Here is a 19,496-nt window from a genome sequence, read left to right as displayed (position 1 = left end):
ATTCCGCCCTTTATCGTCCCGCAAGGAGACTTCAAGTGTCACGTCGCACACCCAGCCTTCGCGCACGCGTCGCCCGACTGGCCGCCATCGCCGGCGCGCTCGTCGCCCTGACCGGCACCTTCGCCACGACGGCACACGCCGAGCAAACGGCGATCTGCTACAACTGCCCGCCCGAATGGGCCGATTGGGCCAGCGAGCTGAAAGCCATTCAAGACAAGACCGGCATCCGCGTGCCGTCCGATAACAAGAACTCGGGTCAAGCGATCGCTCAATTGATCGCGGAGCAAAAGAGCCCCGTTGCCGACGTCGTCTATCTCGGCGTGTCCTCTGCCTTCCAAGCGAAAGACAAGGGTGTGATTCAGCCGTACAAGCCCGCCCACTGGGACGACATCCCCGCCGATCTAAAAGACCCGCAAGGCTACTGGTTCGCCATCCATTCGGGCACGCTCGGCTTCTTCGTCAACAAAGACGCGCTCGAAGGTAAACCCGTCCCGCGCACGTGGGCCGATCTGCTCAAGCCCGAGTACAAAGGCATGGTCGGGTACCTCGATCCGTCGAGCGCGTTCGTCGGTTACGCCGGCGCCGTTGCCGTGAATCTCGCGCTCGGCGGCTCGCTCGAGAATTTCAAGCCAGGCCTCGACTGGTTCGCCAAACTGAAGGCCAATCAGCCGATCGTACCGAAGCAAACCGCGTATGCGCGCGTGCTCTCGGGCGAAATTCCGATCTTGCTCGACTACGACTTCGACGCCTATCGCGCCAAGTACAAGGATCACGCGAACGTCGAGTTCGTGATTCCCGCCGAAGGCACGATTTCCGTACCGTACGTGATGAGCCTAGTCAAGGGCGCGCCGCATGACGCCAACGGCAAAAAGGTGCTCGACTTCGTGCTTTCCGACGACGGTCAAAAGGTCTGGGCCAATGCCTACTTGCGCCCCGTTCGCGCAAGCGCCATGAGCAAGGAAGCGGCCGCCAAGTTCTTGCCCGCGAGCGATTATGCGCGCGCCAAACCCGTCGATTTCGCCACGATGGCGGAAAAGCAGCAGGCCTTTGGCGAGCAATATCTGAAGGCCGTGCACTAAGCTTTCAGCGCGCTCCAGCATCACCGGATGACGCATGGGCGCGCGTCGGGCTTCGAGCCTCACGCGCCCCGCGCGCGCCAATCCGCCCCATCGCAACCGCCTTTTAATGCGCGGTCATCACCATGCATGACATCACGTTTCCGTTACGTTGGCGCATCGCTCTGATCGCGCCGGCACTCGCCGTCTTCATCGCATTTTGGCTGCTGCCGATCGCCGTGCTCGTTCAAGTCAGCGGCAACGGCCACCCCATCGCCACCTACCACGCGCTGCTGACCAATGGTCGCTATATCGATAGCCTCGTCGCGACCGTCGCTCTATCGGCCGCCGTCACGCTCGCCACGCTCGTGCTGTCGGTCGTCTCGGGCCTGCTGCTCGCGCGCCGCGAATTTCCAGGCAAGCGCACCCTCGTCGCGCTGCTCACGTTTCCGCTCGCCTTTCCGGGCGTCGTGGTCGGCTTCATGGTGATCATGCTTGCCGGGCGGCAGGGGCTCATCGGCTCGCTCTCGCTGAAGCTCACGGGCGATCGCTGGGTCTTCGCCTATTCGATGACGGGCCTGTTTCTCGGTTATCTCTACTTTTCGATTCCGCGCGTGATCGTCACGGTCATGGCGTCCGCGACGAAGCTCGATCCGTCGCTCGAAGAGGCGGCCCGCTCGCTCGGCGCCTCACCGTGGCAAATCATGCGCGACGTCGTCTTGCCCGGGCTCGCGCCGGGACTCGTCGCGGCCGGCGCGATTTGCTTCGCCACGGCCATGGGCGCGTTCGGCACCGCCTTTACGCTCGCCACCGATATCGACGTTTTGCCCATGACCATATATACGGAATTCACGTTGAACGCGAACATGATCACGGCGGCCGGGCTCTCGGTGATTCTCGGCATCGTCACCTGGCTCGTCCTTGCCGTTGCGCGCAGCGCGACGGGCTCGGCCGTCGCCGCCACCGCGTGAGGCCCGCCATGAATCGGCTCGCCGATACCGTGCCCGCCGCTCGCCGCGTATCGAGGCACACCGGCCCGTTCGCGCCGCGCACCCTGCTCGCGCTCGGACAATGGCTCGTCACCTTCGGTCTTTGCGCGTTTCTCGTCGTGCCCGTCGTCATGTCGGTGCTCGCGGGCCTCACCGTCAACTACTTTCGAGGCATTTCGAGCGGGCTCACACTGCGTTGGCTCGCGCAAGTCTGGGAGCAATACCACGGCTCGGTGTTCCTGTCGCTCGAGGTTGCCGCGGCCACGCTCGCGATCACGCTCGTCACCGGCGTGCCGGCCGCCTATGCGCTCGCGCGCAGCAAAACGCGCTGGGCGCGCCTCGTCGAAGAACTGCTCGTGCTGCCGATCGCACTGCCGGGGCTGGCCTCGGCGCTCGCGCTCATCGTGGTGTACGGCGGCTTCACGGCGTTTCGCATGAGCATCGCCTTCATCGTCGTCGGCCACGTCGTGTTCACGCTGCCGTTCATGGTCCGTTCGGTGGCGGCCGTCGCGGCGAGTGCCGATTTGCGCACGCTCGAGGAAGGCGCCGCGAGTCTGGGCGCCACGTTCGCACAGCGCTTTTTCACGGTGGTGTTGCCCAATTTAAAGCCCGGCATCGTCGCGGGCGCGCTCGCCGTCGTCACGCTGTCGATCGGCGAATTCAATCTGACCTGGATGCTGCACACGCCCGAAACGAAGACGCTGCCCGTGGGTCTCGCCGATACCTATGCGTCGCTGCGCATCGAGGTAGGCAGCGCCTACACGATCTTGTTTTTCGCCATGACGATGCCGTTGCTCATCGCGATGCAGCGCCTCGGCGGCGGCCAGGTTGAACTCACGCGCCGCGCCGATGCGGCGCGGCAACCGCACGCCAAAGCCGACTAACTCTCGCCCCACTTCGAAGATGAATTTCACCCCCGTTCCCATCGCGCTCACGCAATGTGCGAAAACTTTTCACGGCACGCGCGTGCTCGAACCGTTGGATCTGTCGATCGGCGCCGGCGAAACGCTCGTTCTGCTCGGCCCATCGGGCTGCGGCAAGACGACGACGCTGCGGATCGTCGCGGGCCTCGAGGCGCCCGACGCCGGCGGCACTGTCCGCTTCGGCGAGGACGACGTTACGCACCTGCCGATCGAGCGGCGGCAAGTCGGCATGGTGTTTCAAAGCTATGCGCTCTTTCCGAACCTAACCGTGCGCGGCAATATCGGCTACGGCCTGAAGATCGCGAAGGCCGATCCCGCGGTCGCGCGCCGGCGCGTCGACGAGTTGCTCGCACTGATGCGGCTCGAGGCCCATGCGGACAAAGCGATTCATCAACTCTCGGGCGGCCAGCGGCAACGCGTGGCGCTCGCCCGGGCACTGGCTCGCGAACCGCGCGTGCTGCTGCTGGACGAGCCGCTGACGGCGCTGGACGCGCGTTTGCGCGATACGCTCCGCCGTGAAATGAACGCGCTGCTGCGCGGGCTCGGCGTTACGACGGTCTACGTCACGCACGATCAAGCCGAGGCGATGGAATTGGGCGACCGCATCGTCGTCATGAGCGCGGGCCGTATCGAACAAATCGGCACGCCGCGGGAGATCTATTATCGTCCGGCCAATCGCACCGTCGCGCAGTTCGTGGGAACAATCAATCGGCTCGTCGGATACGGGCCGGGCGGCGCGGGCAGCTCGCAAGCGGAGGTTTTTTTTCGGCCTGAGGATGGTAGGCTCGTGGAGCCGCAAGGCGCGTCGCTGCGCGGTATCGTCGAAACAGTCTCTTTTCTCGGCGAACGCACGCGGGTCACAGTGGCGGGCGCAGCGCCCGAGGCGCTCGTCATCGACGTTGCCGGGCGCAGCGAGTGGGCGCCCGGTGCCGCGGTCGGCATTGAAATTGCACCGGAAGGATTGATCGCGTTACCTTGAAGATGCACGCGATCGACAAAAAATAAACATAGTCTCAGGACTCACACATGCTACTCGCTCAAATCAGCGACCTTCACATCAAGCGCCCCGGCGCACTGGCCTATCGGCGCGTCGACACGGCGGCTTACCTCGAGCGCTGCGTCGCGCGCCTGAACGCGCTCGAACCGAAACCGGACGCCGTCGTGGTCACGGGCGACCTCGTCGATTTGGGCACCCTCGTAGAGTACGAGACACTCAAAAAACTGCTCGCGCCGCTCACGATGCCCGTCTACCTGCTCGTGGGCAATCACGACGACCGGCAAGCGTTGCGCGACGTATTCTCCGATCACGCTCATCTGCACACCGGCGGTGAATTCATTCATTACACCGTCGATGTCGGCCCGCTGCGGCTCGTCGCGCTCGATTCGCAAATGCCCCAGCAAGGGGCCGGCTATTTGTGCGAGGCGCGCCTTGCATGGCTCGACACGCAACTCGCGGCATCGCAAGGCAAGAACGTCGTACTCGCCCTCCATCATCCGCCGTTCATCTCGGGCATCGGACACATGGATCGCCAACGGCTCGACCCGGGTTCGGCCGAACGGCTCGCGGCCATCGTGAGCCGTCATCCGAACGTCGAGCGCGTGATTTGCGGCCATGTGCATCGGCCGATTTTCACGCGCTTTGCCGGGACGATCGCGGTCGCGGTGCCCGCGCCGGCGCATCAGGTCGCGCTCGACTTGCGAGAAGACGCGCCGTCGGCGTTCCGGCTCGAACCGCCCGCCTTCGCGCTGCATCAGTACACCCCCGCCGCGGGCCTCGTCACGCATCATGCTTATGTCGACGAAGGCGAGGGCCCGTTTCCGTTCTACGAAACCGATGGCAAGCTGATCGACTGATCGACGCGCCCTCACACGCGATGAACGACGCGAGCCGCAGCGAGAACGCCAGCCCCCAGGGCCCCTATTCGCGCGCGCTCTTGCTGTTGCTCGCGACGATCGCCGGGGTGTCGGTAGCCAACATCTACTACAACCAGCCGCTACTCGATCGCTTACGTGAGACGTTCCCGCTGGCGGCCTCTTGGGTCGGGACGGTGCCCGCCGCCACGCAGCTCGGCTACGCCGCGGGTATGTTCTTGCTCGCCCCGCTCGGCGACCGGTTCAACCGCAAAACACTGATCTTGTTGCAAACGGGCGGGCTCGCGCTCGCGCTGACGGCCGCCGCCGGCGCGCCGTCGCTCGTCGTGCTGGCAGCGGCGAGTTTGGCGATCGGCGTGCTTTCGACGATCGCGCAGCAGGCCGTGCCGTTCGCCGCGGAACTCGCGCCGCCCGCGCAGCGCGGCCACGCGGTAGGCACGGTCATGAGCGGTTTGCTGCTCGGTATCTTGCTCGCTCGCACCGCCGCCGGTTTCATCGCGCAATACTTCGGTTGGCGCACGGTGTTCGGCGCGTCCGTCGGCGCACTGGCGATACTCGCGTTCGTCGTGATCGCACGCCTGCCCAATAGCCGGCCCACCTCTACGCTGCCTTACGGCAAGTTGCTCGGGTCGATGTGGCATCTCGCGATAGAGTTGCGCGGTCTGCGCGACGCTTCGATCACCGGCGCGGCGCTCTTCGCCGCCTTCAGCGCGTTCTGGTCCGTTCTCACGCTCTTGCTCGCGGGCGCACCGTTTCATCTCGGCCCGCAGGCCGCGGCACTGTTCGGCGTCGTCGGCGCGGCCGGCGCGCTTGCCGCGCCGATCGCGGGGCGCTCCTCCGATAAGCGCGGCCCGCATGCGGTCATCACGCTTTCGATCGGGCTCGTTGCCCTCGCCTTCGTCATCTTCGCCCTTTCCTCGGCGAGCATTGCCGGTCTCGTGCTCGGCGTCGTCGTGCTCGATGTCGGCGTGCAAGCGGCGCAGATATCGAATCAATCGCGCATCTATGCGCTCAAGCCCGAGGCGCGCAGCCGCGTCAACACGGTATTCATGGTCTGTTACTTCATCGGCGGGGCGACGGGGTCCGCCGTTGGCGCCTATGCGTGGCGTGCGTTCGGATGGCTCGGTGTCTGCGCGGCCGGCGTGCTGTTCGCCTGTCTGGCCGCCGCTCGGCATTTGAGCGCGCCCGCCGCGAAGGCGGGCGCATCGCATTAGCGCGGGTCGCTCATACCGCCACGGCCGCCGTCAGTGTCCCGTCAGCGCATTGGGCAGCTCGAGCGCCGGCTGCGAGGTGTTGCCGCCTTGCGCAACGAGCAAGTGAATCTGGCCGGGCTGGAGCGTGCTGACCACGCCGCCCGCCGGGACGGTCGAGATCAGCCAGTCGGCGTTGTTGCCGAGACTGAACTGGGCCGACTCGTAGATCGGCGTGCTCGAACCCGCCGCCGTCACGATCGCCATATATGTACCGCCCGACAAATAGAGCGAGTCTTGCCCCGACGCAGGCACGGCGTTGCCGTAAGAGATACCGGCCATCGTCGGGCTCATGCCCGATACGCTCGTCGTGCCCGGAGGCACGATATAGACGTCGACATCGGGTGCGTTCGGCGAGGCGTTGAACGAACGCAAGCGCGCGCTATTCGACAGCAAGCCCTTATCGAACGGATCGTCGATCAAACCGATGCCGTAGCCGTTGCTCGCCGAGATGCTCGGCAGCGCGATGACGGTATATTCGTGGCCGTTCGCTACGTTCGGGAACGTCCCGCTAGCCAGTGCCCCACTCGCGCTCGTTCCCGTTAGCCCGTACCCTACCTGCGTGCTGCCCGTACCGATATTGGCGAAGTTGGTGACGCCCTTATACGGCACGTTCGTTTGTCCCGACAATGTGGAGCCGTTGACGAACAAATCGAGATTCGGCGCCGTGGAACCGTCGGGGGCAAGCGGCACGGCGTTGACGAAATGAATTTCGGGATTTTGCAATCCCACTTCCTTGCCGACATCGCTCGAGCCGCCGCCGCATGCCGCCAGCAACGCGGCCACGCCCGCAAACGCAACAAGGTTACGAACCGTCTTCATGAACCACCTCCGAAATTGACACGCTTCCAATCGTCAGTCCAATACGAGCGAATCGCACGTCCAGCGTCGCGCGTTCGTGGCCTTTCGGGGAGCAAACGCTATGCCGTTCATCGGAACGGCATAGCCGGTGTGCCCGCTCACGGCCGCGCCTTGGGCCGCCGGCCGCGATTAGAGCCATGCCTCCAGCGTCGAAATGGCCGCGACACGCTATCGTTCGCACGCAGCCACTTTTACCAACGCGCCCCATGCCCTACCCACAATTGCTATCCGAGTTGGATCTCGGCTTCACGAAGCTCAAGAACCGCGTCGTCATGGGCTCGATGCATACGGGACTGGAGGATCGCTTCTGGCATTACCCAGCGCTCGCCGAGTACTACCGCGAGCGCGCGAAGGGCGGCGTCGGGCTCATCATCACGGGCGGCATTTCACCGAATCGCGAAGGCTGGCTGCTGCCGTTCGGCGGCACGCTCAATTCGGTCTTCGATCTGCGCAATCACCGCAAACTCACGCGAGCCGTGCATGAGGAAGGCGGCAAGATCGCGATGCAGATCCTGCATGCGGGCCGCTACGGCTATCACCCGTTCGTGGTGTCGGCCTCGGCCATCCGATCGCCGATCTCGAAGTTCACTCCGCGTGCGCTCACACGCGCGGGAATCGAGCGCACCGTACGCGCCTACGCGCGAACCGCGAGGCTAGCGCAGCGCGCGGGCTATGACGGCATCGAAATCATGGGCAGCGAAGGTTATCTGCTCAATCAGTTCCTTTGCCGCCGCACGAACCACCGCACGGACGAGTACGGCGGCAGCATCGAAAACCGGATGCGTCTCGCGATCGACGTCGTGCGGCGCGTACGCGAGGCATGCGGCGAGCGCTTTATCGTTATCTACCGGCTCTCGCTGATCGATCTCGTCGAAGGCGGCAATACTTGGGACGAAACGGTACAAGTTGCTCGCGCATTGGAAGCGGCCGGCGTCACGCTCATCAATACCGGCATAGGCTGGCATGAGGCCCGCGTGCCGACGATCGTGACGTCGGTGCCGCGTGCGGCCTTTGCCCCGCTCACGGCGCGCTTACGCGAAGCCGTGCACGTGCCCGTCATCGCATCGAATCGGATTAATACGCCCGAGCTCGCGGAATCGCTAATCGCACAAGGCGGCGCCGACCTCGTCTCGATGGCGCGCCCGCTGCTGGCCGATCCGCAGTTCGTCGTCAAGGCGAGTGAGGACCGCGCGGACGAGATCAATACCTGTATCGCCTGCAATCAGGCCTGCCTCGATCACACGTTCCGCAACGAGCGCGCGAGCTGTCTCGTCAATCCGCGCGCGGCGCGCGAAACGGAGCTCGTCTATCGCACCACCCAGCGCCCACTGTCGCTTGCCGTGGTCGGTGCGGGGCCGGCCGGGTTGTCGGCGGCTTGCGTCGCGGCATCGCGCGGGCATCGCGTCACCCTATTCGACGCAGCGGAAACGATCGGCGGGCAATTCAATCTCGCGCGCCGTATTCCGGGCAAAGAGGAATTCGCGGAAACGCTGCGCTACTTCGAGAGCCAACTGCGCAAGCACGGCGTCGATGTCCGGCTCGGCACGCGCGTGGATGCGGCGCTGCTCGCGAGCGCCCGCTATGACGAGGTCATCTTCGCGACGGGCATCATGCCACGGCGCCCCGCGATCCCGGGTATCGACTCGGCCCACGTGCTGTCATACGTCGACGTGCTGCGCGGCGCACCGGTCGGCCGCACGGTCGCCGTCATCGGCGCGGGAGGCATCGGCTTCGACGTCAGCGAGTTTCTTTTGCATCGCAGCGGCGATCCGCTGCCGCAACCGCGCGATGCCTGGCTCGCCGAGTGGAACGTGGACCTAGCGGTGGCCGAACCCGGCGGCCTCGCTCGCACGCGGCACGAAGCCGCCCCCGAACGCCGGATCTGGCTGCTGCAGCGAAAGAAAGGCAAGCTCGGCGCGGGCCTGGGCAAGACATCGGGATGGGTGCACCGCGCGACGCTCGTGCGCCAGGGCGTGAAGATGCTCGACGGCGTCACCTATCTCGAGATCGCGCCGCGCGGATTGAAAATCGCGCGCGACGGGATCGAGCAATGGCTGGACGTGGAAACGATCGTCGTCTGCGCGGGACAGGAATCGCTGCGCGATCTCGTGCCTGCCTCGGCGGCCGCCGGCGGTCCGCGCTTTCATGTGATCGGGGGCGCCGCGCTGGCGAGTGAGCTCGATGCGGAGCGCGCCATTCGGGAAGGCGCGGAATTGGCGGCGGCGCTGTAGGCGCGAAAGGGCGAGCGCAGGCCCTAGACTGGAGAGCTTCGTAATGACGCGATGCTAGACAATCAGGCTCTTCTGCGACCTGAGCGACAGTCCTCGCTTGGGGAGTTGGAACCTTTGCTTGAGCAGGCAGACGTCATCGGCTCAGACTCGACGCAATGAAAGCTTCTCGTCACGCAATACCTACACGCCGATCCGTTCCGTTCGCTTCTTCCGAATCGCGGATCGGTTATCTATGAGAGTAGAGAGAAAAAAGAAAAGGATTGCGTGTGTCACAACAACCAGAGCAGCCATCGAAAGTCGCGCGTCTTTGAGCTATTAAATGGAGGCAACAACCCTTGCGCAGAAAACTGGCAAAGTGGACTAACAGTCGCGAATGGATGGGTATCATGAAACGTATAAATCTGCTAGTCATTGCAATTTTCCTATCGCTTTTTTCCGGGCGAATTTTTGCCGAAGATGACGTCTTGTTGTCGGCAAAGCAAGTGCGCCCCGGTTGCTCCGTGATACTGCACAAGGCATATCCATCGGACATCGATCCAAATGTGAATGCCACTGTCTTTGACGAGCAACTCTTATGGAAATGTGCGGGCGCCGAAACGGTCCCCATAGGAACGATTGAGGCGGAGGGTAGCGGCCCAAAGATTGTCACCGTCTTTTACCGATCGAACGAGATCGTCGTCTTGGCACGTTGGACGTCAAGTTCGGCCGGAGCGGACTTCCAAGGGGACTTTTACCAAGTTAGCGCATTTCATCTTGAGCAGCAGAATAACCGAACGACTTTCCGAGCGGTGCCGGCTATTACCAAGGCGTTCGGCGACGGATACGATGGCGTGCTCAACGGAAAGCGCGTGACCTTTCCCTATAAGAATGCTGCGTCAATCCGCGCCCGGCTGATGGCACTAGGCCTGTGACGTGGGCGATCGCTTTGAGCCCATTACGCTCTGGTCCCACGCCAAGCACCCGGCCGCTGCACCGCTTTCGGGGCTCACGCAAGAGTCAAACTAAACGCGTTCTTACAAGCGTTGGGTGTTGTGTTTCTGTTTTGTTCGCTTCGCTCGCCTATGCCAGCGGAACGGAGACTGCCGCATGCCCGATTGCCTCACCCTCCACAGGCGTATTCTCTGCCGGGAAAATCTATCAAGATGCGATCATTTCAATCGAAAGAGATGACGCTGACCAGACGATAAGTTTGTCTATCTATAGACCGAGTTCCAACGGCTGCGTGAAAAACACGTTCGCAAAATACTCGATAGAGGGCGGCGCGCCGAATGTCGACTCTTTGTTCTTCATGGACCTGAAAGGCAAGCCGAATATTTTTACCATTGTTCATTGGGATGTTAATTCTCGCGGGATTGGCACATATGGAAAGTACTATCAAGTGTACGCATACACAAAGGATGATCAAGGTCGACTGATTGAAAACAAAAGCGTGGTCGACAACAGCGCGATGACCGGAATGGACGAATACCAGGAAGGACAAGAGAGTACCTTTCTGTACAAGACCGCCGGCGCCGTACGATCCTTTTTCAAGTGCAGTCCGAGGTGCCCGTAGTCATCGCCTCACGACACTGAGCCTCGCCGCGCCTAGCACCCAACCGATCCGCCCTACCCTAAGGCGCCCGCCGCCTATCGAACCAAAACGAGAGCGCAACGCTCGCGAGAATGACGATCGTCGAGACGAGCGTCGCGCCCGTCACGGGCTCGCCGAGCGTGAGCGCCCCGAGCCCCACGGCCACGATCGGATTGACGTACATGCAACTGCTCGCGACGATCGGGCTCGTATGACGGATCAAGAAACCGTAAGCGACATACGCGGCCATCGTCGCAACCAACATCAAGTACAAGAAGGCGAAGAGCGGGCCGAACCCGAGCGATGCAACGCGCTCGCCGCCGGCCACGGCGATCAACGTCGAGATCGCCCCGCCCAAGCCGATCTGCAGCGCGGTGGACACGAACAAATCGCTGGGCAAGGCCAGACGGCTCGCCAGATGCGCCCCCGCAGCCCAAAAAAGCGCGGCGCACAGGATGACGATGGTGCCGCTCGTAGACGAACTCGACGTATCGCCACGGTTCAGTATGAAGATACCCAAGAGCCCGAGCCCGACCGCCACCCACTCCCCCTTCGCGATCGGCCGGCCGGCGACGGCCGAAATAATCGTGGCGAACAGCGGCACGGTGGCGACCATCACCGCCGCCGTACCCGTGCCGACGCTACGCATGCCGAACGCAAGCAAGCCGCTCGAAAAGCCGACGAGCATCGTGCCGACGATGCCTGCATTGCGCGCCTCGACCAAAGTGGGCCAAACGAACGGGCGGCGCGCGGCAAAGGCGAAGAGCCCGATGCCCGCCATCACGTTGCGCAGCCCCGAAAGCAGGAGCGGCGGAAACGATTCGAGCGCGACGTGTACGGCCAGATAAGCCGAGCCCCACGCCAGATAGACGACAGCGAGCGCGAGCGCGATCCTTCCGCCCTGCGTACGCGGCAGCCGTGCGCGGGAGAGGATCTCGAACGGCAAGGCGCGGGCGAAACGGGCGATGCGGGGCGGCATTTCGGTCGGGGGCTTCGGCAAGGAACGCGCGCACACGGGCATTTCGCGCAAACGTCGCCATTATGCAACGGCGGCGCTCCGCGATCGGGCCAGTTCGCATGCCCGGCCTGGGCGCCGCGTTGGACGCGCAAGAAACGTGCATGCGAAGCCGCCCCGAGCGCGAGCGGGCGGATCGAGGCTGCCGGTTGCCAAAGGCCAGCCGACCGGTGTATCTTCTGCGGTGCTAACGCGGGGGTCCTGCGTCGTGCCGTCGCACTCGGTACGCGCGGGTGAGAAATACCCTTTGAACCTGATCTGGATAATGCCAGCGCAGGGAAGCGTGGGAGCTTTGCCGCTTCTCGCGCCTTTCTCTCATCCGCCCGACCTTCCTGTCGTCTCCTGCATTAGCGCCCTAAGTCAGGAGATTCGCATGAGTGCCAACCCGAAGTTCATTTCGTCCGAAGCGCGCGTCGATGCCGCCGCCGTCGCCCCGCTGCCCAACTCGAAGAAGATTTATGTAACCGGCTCGCGCCCCGATATTCGCGTCCCGATGCGCGAAATCACGCAGGCCGATACGCCGACAGGTTTCGGCGGCGAGAAGAACCCGCCGATCTACGTCTACGACACGTCGGGGCCGTACACCGACCCGCAAGCGAACATCGACATCCGCTCGGGACTGCCCGCGCTGCGTCAGCGCTGGATCGAGGAACGCGCCGACACCGAGCCGCTGCCTGGCCTCTCGAGCCAATACGGCCGCGAGCGCGCGGCCGATCCCGCGACTTCGTCGCTGCGCTTCCCGGGCCTGCACCGCACGCCGCGCCGCGCGAAAGCGGGCGCCAACGTGACGCAGATGCACTACGCGCGCCGCGGCATCATCACGCCGGAAATGGAGTTCATCGCGATTCGCGAGAACCAGCGCCGCGCCGAGTACATCGAAAGCCTGCGCGCGAGCGGCCCGAACGGCGCCAAGCTCGCGCAGATGATGGGCCGCCAGCATCCGGGCCAAGCATTCGGCGCCAGCGCGTTCGGCCCCAATGCCGCCCAAGAGATCACGCCCGAATTCGTGCGCGAGGAAGTGGCGCGCGGCCGGGCGATCATTCCGGCGAACATCAACCACCCGGAGAGCGAGCCGATGATCATCGGCCGCAACTTCCTCGTGAAGATCAACGCGAACATCGGCAACTCGGCCGTGACGTCGTCGATCGGCGAGGAAGTCGACAAAATGACGTGGGCGATCCGCTGGGGCGGCGACACGGTCATGGATTTGTCGACGGGCAAGCACATCCACGAAACGCGCGAATGGATCATCCGCAATAGCCCGGTGCCGATCGGCACGGTGCCGATCTATCAAGCGCTCGAAAAGGTCAACGGCAAGGCCGAGGACCTCACGTGGGAGATTTTCCGCGACACGCTCATCGAGCAAGCCGAGCAAGGCGTCGATTACTTCACGATCCACGCGGGCGTGTTGCTGCGCTATGTGCCGCTAACGGCCAACCGCATGACGGGCATCGTCTCGCGCGGCGGCTCGATCATGGCGAAGTGGTGCCTCGCGCATCACAAGGAAAGCTTCCTGTACGAGCACTTCGAGGAAATCTGCGAAATCATGAAGGCCTACGACGTGAGCTTCTCGCTCGGCGATGGCCTGCGCCCCGGCTCGATCTACGATGCCAACGACGAAGCGCAGCTCGGCGAACTGAAAACGCTCGGCGAACTCACGCAGATCGCCTGGAAACACGACGTGCAGGTCATGATCGAGGGCCCCGGCCACGTGCCGATGCAACTCATCAAGGAAAACATGGACCTGCAGTTGCAATGGTGCGACGAGGCGCCGTTCTACACGCTCGGGCCGCTGACGACCGATATCGCTCCCGGGTACGACCATATCACCTCGGGCATCGGCGCGGCGATGATCGGCTGGTTCGGCACGGCGATGCTGTGCTACGTCACGCCGAAGGAGCACCTCGGACTGCCGAACAAGGACGACGTCAAGGAAGGGATCATCACCTACAAGCTCGCGGCGCACGCGGCCGATCTGGCCAAGGGGCACCCGGGCGCGCAGGTGCGCGACAACGCGCTGTCCAAGGCGCGCTTCGAATTCCGCTGGGAAGACCAGTTCAACCTCGGCCTCGATCCTGACAAAGCGCGCGAATTCCACGACGAAACGCTGCCGAAGGATTCGGCCAAGGTCGCGCACTTCTGTTCGATGTGCGGGCCGCACTTCTGCTCGATGAAGATCACGCAGGACGTGCGTGACTTCGCGGCGGCGCAAGGCGTCTCCGACGAAGCGGCGCTCAAGAAGGGGATGGAGGAGAAGGCCGTCGAATTCGTCAAGGGCGGCGCGCAGATCTACACGCGGCAATGAGTCCGAGCCGCTGAGCGGCGGTGAGCGGCGCCGGGCGGCGCGCGCTCACGCCACCTGGCTCGCATGATGGGGCGCTTCGGCGCCCTTTTTTTATGCTCCGGCCGGGGCCGGCGACCGAAGTCGATTCCTGCCAACGATCGCTCGATTTTTGCCGTTTCATCTCGCGCTGAAATGTCGTGCGGGAATGCGGTGATACCATGCGTTTCGCTTAAGAAAAATCAATTCCAATCCCGCTCGAGACGCCCATGAAACCCAGCCATATCGTCCAACTCCTCGTGCTTGCCGCGCTATGGGGCGCGTCGTTCTTGTTTATCCGCGTCGGCGTGACCGAATTCGGCGTCGCGCCGCTCATGGCGTTGCGCGTATCGATCGGCGCCCTCGTGCTCATCGTCATGCTCGCGCTGCGCGGCACGCCGCGCGCCTCGCTGGCGACGCTGCGCGAGCGCGCACTCCCGCTTTTCGTAGTCGGCGTGCTCAACTCGGCCGCTCCGTTTTGCTTATTCGCGTTCGCCGAACTGACGCTGTCGGCCGGAATGACCTCGGTCATCAACGCCACGACACCGCTTTGGGGTGCACTCGTCGCATTTGTCTGGCTCAAGGACCGGCTCACGCCGCTGCGCACGCTCGGTATGCTGATCGGCTTTTCGGGCGTCGTATCGCTCGTGTGGGGCCAAATCGACACGCCCCATGGTCCCCTCGCCCCCTCGGCCTCGACGCAAGCGCTTGCGGCACTCGCCGCCACTGGCGCCGCGCTGCTGTACGGGATCGCCGCCAGTTACACGAAGCGCCGTCTCACGGGCGTCGATTCGTTGACGATCGCCACCGGCAGCATGATCGGCGGCAGCCTCGCGCTGATTCCGTTCGCGATCGCTTCGTGGCCCGCGGGCCCCGTCTCGGCGCATGCTTGGGGCGCCGTGCTGAGCCTGGGCGTCGCCTGTACCGGTATCGCGTATCTGATCTTCTTCCATTTGATCAACGTCGCCGGACCGGCGCGCGCGATCACGGTCACGTTCGTCATCCCCGTCTTCGGTATCCTGTGGGGCGCTTTGTTTCTGCATGAACAAGTCAACGCCGGGATGCTCGAGGGCTGCGCGGTCGTGCTCGTCGGCACCGCTCTCGCAACCGGCGTCGTCAAGCGCATCCCAGGCCTGCGGCAACGGCAAGCTTAGCCTAGCGCATCGCCCCGGGCGCAGTCAGCGGCGCCCGGCACAGCCCCTGTCCGTCATCCCCGCCGGAAAGTACGGCGCACCACATCCAATGCGCCTAAGCGCGCCCATCTTCAGCGGAATCGTCTGTCATCGCACGTAGGCTGCCCCCAGCGCGGTTTTACGCTGGGCTTGTTTTCTTCGGCCCACACTGCGCTACACTGCCTTTTCGTCATATGGACTTTCCGCGACATGCCCGATCCTTTCGCTCGCTGCCGATGGCGCGGCTTGCCGTGCGCGACCGGCACGACCTCTTTCCGCGTCTGGCGCGGCGCCCGCCGCGCTCAGTGCCGGCACGCGGACGTGCGTCGCTCGCCATGTCGTCCAGACGGGATCTGACGCTCGCCGGCATCTTGCCGCATCTGACCCGCGACAGCGGAGGGTGGCACATCGTCTATCAAGGCGTCACGCTGCGCAGCGCCTTCCAGCCGATCGTCTCGATCACGCACAAACGCGTCGTCGGCTACGAGGCGCTGCTGCGCGCCACGCACACGGGCGGCCAAGCGATCGCCCCCGATCACCTGTTCGCGCGCGCCAAGTCCACCGGTCCCGCGCTGGCGCTCGAGCGGCTCGCCCGCTGCGTGCACTTCGCCAATTTCGCCGAGCAAGACGTCGAAACGGGGTGGCTCTTCGTCAACGCGTTGCCGCAACTATTGCGCGTCGGTCCGAGCCATCGCGTATTCACCGACGAGCTCTGCGACTACTTCGGCATCGCGCCGCACCGGCTCGTCGTCGAGATGATCGAGCAACCGAGCACCGACGAGTCCAGCTTCGATCGGATGGTCGAGGCCATGCGCGAGCGCGACGTGTTGATCGCGGTCGACGACTTCGGCACCGGCTTTTCGAACTTCGATCGCATTTGGCGCATGCGCCCCGATATCGTCAAACTCGATCGTTCGCTCGTCGCCCGCATCGCGGCGCCCAGCGGCGATCATCAATTCGCGGCGCAACTCGTCACGATGCTGCATCGCGCCGGCACGATGGTGCTCGGAGAAGGCGTCGAGTCGGAAGCGGAATTGATGACGTTGATGGAAGCCGACGTCGACTTCGTGCAAGGCTTTTGGCTCGGCAAGCCGCACGCGTCGATCGCGCAGGCTTGCGCCGATGCGCCCGCAAAGATCGATGCGATGTGGCAGCGCTTTCATGCGCGCTCGGCGAGCGTACCCGGCATGCCGGTCGAATTCGGCAGCGTGGAGGAAGCCGTCCTCGGCGGCGCGCGTGCCTATAAGGCCACGGACGATCTCTCGTTTGCCGCGCAGCATACCTTTCGCAGCCCTTGGGCGCGGCGCGTGTTCGTCGTCGATCGGCACGGCGATCAGCACCAACCGTCGATCGCGTGCGAGCCTCAAACGCAATCGCCGCGCCTCGCCCCGCTCTTCCCCGATACGGCGAGCAATTGGTCGCGCCGCGCGTACTTCAAACGCGCCCTGGCGGCGCCCGGGCGCGTCGCCGTCATGGGGCCGCACTACTCGCTCACGGAAGGCAAGGATTGCTATACGGCCGCCGTCACCGTCGAGCGAGGCGGCGAACTGGAAGTGTTTTGCGTGGACTTCGTCGCGAGCGTTCCGCAGCCCGCCAAGCCTTGAGCACCGCGACGCCTCATTCGACGATGCGGCCGCGCCCCGCTTTCACGCTGGAGCGGCGCGTCTTCGATTCGAGCCGGCGCACCGTCGAGGCGCGCGTCGGACGCGTCGGAATCCTCGGGCGGCGCGTGACGCTCACGCTCGCGATCAACTCTTGCAGACGCGCGAGCGCGGCCGTCCGGTTCATCTCTTGCGTGCGGTACTCCTGCGCCTTGATGACGACGACGCCGTCGCGCGTGATGCGCCGGTCATCGAGCGCGAGCAAGCGCATCTTCAACGTGTCGGGCAGCGACGACGCTCGAATATCGAAGCGCAGATGAATCGCGCTCGACACTTTGTTGACGTTCTGCCCGCCCGCGCCCTGCGCGCGCACCGCCGTCAGTTCGACCTCTTCGGGCAATACTTCGTAACGTAATGTCATCGCGCCTCCCGCATGCGCGCAAATAAGCCGGAATCGCGCCGCGTCGGCGTGGCGATCGCCTGCGCCAACACCTCTCGCCCGCCGACGATGCGTACCGTCTTGCGCGCGCGCGTGATGGCGGTGTAGACGAGCTCGCGCGCCAGCACGCGGCTCTTGGATGCGGGCAGGATCAGTGCCGCGTGATCGAACTCGGAGCCTTGCGACTTGTGGACCGTCAGCGCGAACGCCGTATCGTGCGGCGGCAGCGCGGCCGGCGTAACGGCGCGCAAGCCGCCGTCGGCCGTGCGGAAATACACGCGCAGTTGCCCTTCGCGCGTGGGTAGCGCAATGCCGATGTCGCCGTTGAACAGCCCCAGCGCATAATCGTTGCGGGCCACCATGACGGCCCTTCCCGCGAACCAGTTCGTGCCGACCATCAGCGGCACGCGGGCCGAGCGGCGCACATGGTCGGCCATCTGCGCGTTCAAGGCCTCGACGCCGCGCGCGCCCAAGCGCGTCGCACAAAGAATCCGGAAGGCGTTCAAGGCGTCGAACAGCGGCTCGCAATCGGGTTGCGGCTGCTCGAGCGCCGTCCTTAGCGCCTGCACGTAAGGGGCGAAACCCTGCGCCAAACGCTCGAGCGTGCGGCCGGCCAGCGACGCCCCGGCATCCTCGTCGAGCACTGCCGGCACATCGGCATCCGCGCCGCCATGGCGATCGTGCTCCGCGAATAAATCGGGTTCGGCCGGTGCATGCGCGCCCAACGCATCGAGCGCGGCCTGCACGTCGCCGCGCCGGATCGCCAGCGACAAGCGGCCAATCGCCGAATCGAGCCCGAAACGATAATTGCGCTCGAGCCAAACGACGCAGTCGACGAGCGGGGTATTGCCAGCTATCGCATCGTCGTCGCCTGTCGTCTGCGCGCGGATCATGCCCAAGCCGGTCTCCGCGTTCTCGGCATCCGTGCGATGCGGCGCATCCGCTTCGAGCCGCGCGCCGTCGCCGGTGTAGCCGGCATCGGGTTCGTCGAGCCCCGTCCAAGTCGATGTGTCGTCGATAGAGCCCGGCAGATCGAGTTCGTCGAATAACGGGAATGCGTCGTCGCTCTCGGGCAGCATATCGGGGACCGTCGTATCGACGTCGATACCGGCCGCTTGCTCGGGGCGAGGCAGCGACGCACGCACGCGCGCGCTGTCGGTACCGGTGGCCCGCGCGATGCGGGCGATACCGGCCTCGCTAAACGACGGGTCCGCGCTCAATTCGGCAAACACGGCACCAGCCTCGACGGCCGCAAGCTGATCTTTATCGCCGAGCAGCACGAGGCGCGTCTCGGGCGAGAGCGCATCGAAGAGCTGCGCCGCGAGGGTGACGTCGATCATCGAAGCTTCGTCGACGACGACGACGTCGTACGGCAGCGGATTGTCGGGGCCGTAGCGGGCGCGCATGCCTTGCCCGAGACCGAGCAAGCGATGCAGCGTTTGCGAACTGCGGGGCAACCGCGCGGCGATCTCCTCCGGCAGGGTCGAGGCGCGCGCGAGCAGGGCTTCTTGCATCCGCTGCGCCGCCTTGCCGGTCGGCGCGGCAAGCGCGATCGTCAGCCGCGGATGCGCGTCGAGCAAGCATGCGAGCATCCCGACGACGGTCGTCGTCTTCCCGGTGCCGGGGCCGCCGCTGACGACCGTGAGCCGGCCCGAGAGCGACAACGCCGCGGCTGCGCGCTGCCAATCGACTTCGCTCGCATCGGGCGGCCCGAAAAAGCGCGCGAGCCGGTCTTCGAGCGCGGCGGCGTCCGCGGCGAGCGCGCTTCTCGCACCGCGCCCCGACGCATGACCGACGACGGCGCTCGCCAGCCGCCGCTCGTCCTCGTAGTAGCGCGCAAGGTAAAGCCGGCCGTCGCGATCGACGACGAGCGGGCGCAGCGCGGCCGCGTCCTCGGAGCCGTCGGAGACCACACCGCTCGCGCGCAGCGCCGTCCAGGCCGTCTGCAATGTGTCGTCGTAGCGCTCGGCGAGCCGAGCGAGCGACACGCAAACATGCCCCGCGCCGGTCGCGCGACTGGCCGCGAACGCGGCGCGGCGCGCCCATGTCACGGCAACCGGGCCCGCGCCGAGCCGCACGGCCAGCGCGGCAATACGGCGCGCGAAGCCTTCGGCCAGCGCGGCGCCGAACTCGCCGCCTTCACGCGCGAGCACGGAGCGTGAGAATCGAGCGTCGGTGCTCATGCGAACCTCGCAAGC

16 protein-coding genes and 1 riboswitch are annotated in these 19,496 nt (G+C 64.9%); of the genes, 12 read left to right on the top strand and 4 right to left on the bottom strand.

Annotated elements, in window-relative coordinates:
* Nucleotides 1-35: 35 nt before the first annotated feature.
* The 6 genes from DXT59_RS27460 (at nt 36) to DXT59_RS27435 (ending at nt 6,053) form a co-directional block, all read left to right on the top strand.
* Nucleotides 36-1,079, top strand: coding sequence for an ABC transporter substrate-binding protein (locus DXT59_RS27460; protein WP_116141253.1), 1,044 nt, complete (start codon nt 36-38; stop codon nt 1,077-1,079).
* Nucleotides 1,080-1,201: 122 nt separating this feature from the next.
* A complete protein-coding gene (locus DXT59_RS27455) occupies nt 1,202-2,026 on the top strand; it encodes an ABC transporter permease (protein ID WP_116141251.1) in 825 nt (274 codons plus the stop codon).
* 8 nt (nt 2,027-2,034) lie between these two features.
* Nucleotides 2,035-2,928, top strand: a complete 894-nt coding sequence (locus DXT59_RS27450) for an ABC transporter permease (protein ID WP_116141249.1) — start codon at nt 2,035-2,037, stop codon at nt 2,926-2,928.
* A 19-nt stretch (nt 2,929-2,947) separates the two neighbouring features.
* Nucleotides 2,948-3,946 (top strand): ABC transporter ATP-binding protein, encoded by a 999-nt coding sequence (locus tag DXT59_RS27445; RefSeq protein WP_116141247.1) that lies wholly within the window; start codon nt 2,948-2,950, stop codon nt 3,944-3,946.
* A 47-nt stretch (nt 3,947-3,993) separates the two neighbouring features.
* Nucleotides 3,994-4,821, top strand: coding sequence for a phosphodiesterase (locus tag DXT59_RS27440; protein ID WP_116141245.1), 828 nt, complete (start codon nt 3,994-3,996; stop codon nt 4,819-4,821).
* Between the two features lie 20 nt (nt 4,822-4,841).
* The gene (locus tag DXT59_RS27435; RefSeq protein WP_116141243.1) at nt 4,842-6,053 is read left to right on the top strand and encodes an MFS transporter; all 1,212 of its coding nucleotides are present in this window, start codon (nt 4,842-4,844) and stop codon (nt 6,051-6,053) included.
* 30 nt (nt 6,054-6,083) lie between these two features.
* On the opposite strand, the gene DXT59_RS27430 is transcribed toward DXT59_RS27435, so the two are convergent.
* Nucleotides 6,084-6,911: a DUF4397 domain-containing protein gene (locus tag DXT59_RS27430; protein ID WP_116141240.1), complete on the bottom strand. Its 828-nt coding sequence runs from the start codon at nt 6,909-6,911 to the stop codon at nt 6,084-6,086.
* 245 nt (nt 6,912-7,156) lie between these two features.
* Between DXT59_RS27430 and DXT59_RS27425 the strand changes: the two genes are divergently transcribed.
* The 3 genes from DXT59_RS27425 (at nt 7,157) to DXT59_RS30855 (ending at nt 10,733) form a co-directional block, all read left to right on the top strand.
* Nucleotides 7,157-9,181: an NADPH-dependent 2,4-dienoyl-CoA reductase gene (locus DXT59_RS27425; protein ID WP_116141238.1), complete on the top strand. Its 2,025-nt coding sequence runs from the start codon at nt 7,157-7,159 to the stop codon at nt 9,179-9,181.
* A 386-nt stretch (nt 9,182-9,567) separates the two neighbouring features.
* Nucleotides 9,568-10,092 carry a hypothetical protein gene (locus DXT59_RS27420; RefSeq protein ID WP_162878263.1) on the top strand — a complete coding sequence of 175 codons (525 nt, stop codon included), beginning with the start codon at nt 9,568-9,570 and terminating at the stop codon, nt 10,090-10,092.
* 131 nt (nt 10,093-10,223) lie between these two features.
* Nucleotides 10,224-10,733 (top strand): hypothetical protein, encoded by a 510-nt coding sequence (locus DXT59_RS30855; protein ID WP_162878262.1) that lies wholly within the window; start codon nt 10,224-10,226, stop codon nt 10,731-10,733.
* Between the two features lie 58 nt (nt 10,734-10,791).
* On the opposite strand, the gene DXT59_RS27410 is transcribed toward DXT59_RS30855, so the two are convergent.
* Nucleotides 10,792-11,730 (bottom strand): EamA family transporter, encoded by a 939-nt coding sequence (locus DXT59_RS27410; protein ID WP_116141558.1) that lies wholly within the window; start codon nt 11,728-11,730, stop codon nt 10,792-10,794.
* Nucleotides 11,731-11,950: 220 nt separating this feature from the next.
* A riboswitch (TPP riboswitch) is annotated at nt 11,951-12,064 on the top strand.
* A 75-nt stretch (nt 12,065-12,139) separates the two neighbouring features.
* On the opposite strand from DXT59_RS27410, the gene thiC reads away from it, so the two are divergent.
* From thiC to DXT59_RS27395, 3 genes are all read left to right on the top strand, one after another.
* Entirely contained in the window at nt 12,140-14,071 is a 1,932-nt protein-coding gene (thiC, locus tag DXT59_RS27405) for a phosphomethylpyrimidine synthase ThiC (protein ID WP_116141232.1), read from the top strand.
* A 245-nt stretch (nt 14,072-14,316) separates the two neighbouring features.
* Nucleotides 14,317-15,240 (top strand): DMT family transporter, encoded by a 924-nt coding sequence (locus DXT59_RS27400; protein WP_116141230.1) that lies wholly within the window; start codon nt 14,317-14,319, stop codon nt 15,238-15,240.
* 353 nt (nt 15,241-15,593) lie between these two features.
* Entirely contained in the window at nt 15,594-16,862 is a 1,269-nt protein-coding gene (locus tag DXT59_RS27395; RefSeq protein ID WP_116141556.1) for a sensor domain-containing phosphodiesterase, read from the top strand.
* A gap of 13 nt (nt 16,863-16,875) precedes the next feature.
* On the opposite strand, the gene arfB is transcribed toward DXT59_RS27395, so the two are convergent.
* Both arfB and DXT59_RS27385 read right to left on the bottom strand, forming a co-directional pair.
* The gene (gene arfB, locus DXT59_RS27390) at nt 16,876-17,280 is read right to left on the bottom strand and encodes an alternative ribosome rescue aminoacyl-tRNA hydrolase ArfB (RefSeq protein ID WP_116141227.1); all 405 of its coding nucleotides are present in this window, start codon (nt 17,278-17,280) and stop codon (nt 16,876-16,878) included.
* Nucleotides 17,277-19,481 carry an AAA family ATPase gene (locus tag DXT59_RS27385; RefSeq protein ID WP_116141225.1) on the bottom strand — a complete coding sequence of 735 codons (2,205 nt, stop codon included), beginning with the start codon at nt 19,479-19,481 and terminating at the stop codon, nt 17,277-17,279. Before DXT59_RS27385 ends, arfB begins: the two co-directional genes overlap by 4 nt.
* Nucleotides 19,482-19,496: the final 15 nt, after the last annotated feature.

This window comes from Trinickia diaoshuihuensis, assembly GCF_003390925.1.
Classification (GTDB): Bacteria; Pseudomonadota; Gammaproteobacteria; order Burkholderiales; family Burkholderiaceae; genus Trinickia; species Trinickia diaoshuihuensis.
Note: the sequence above shows the minus strand (reverse complement) of the source record. Positions and strands in the feature narration are given on the sequence as shown.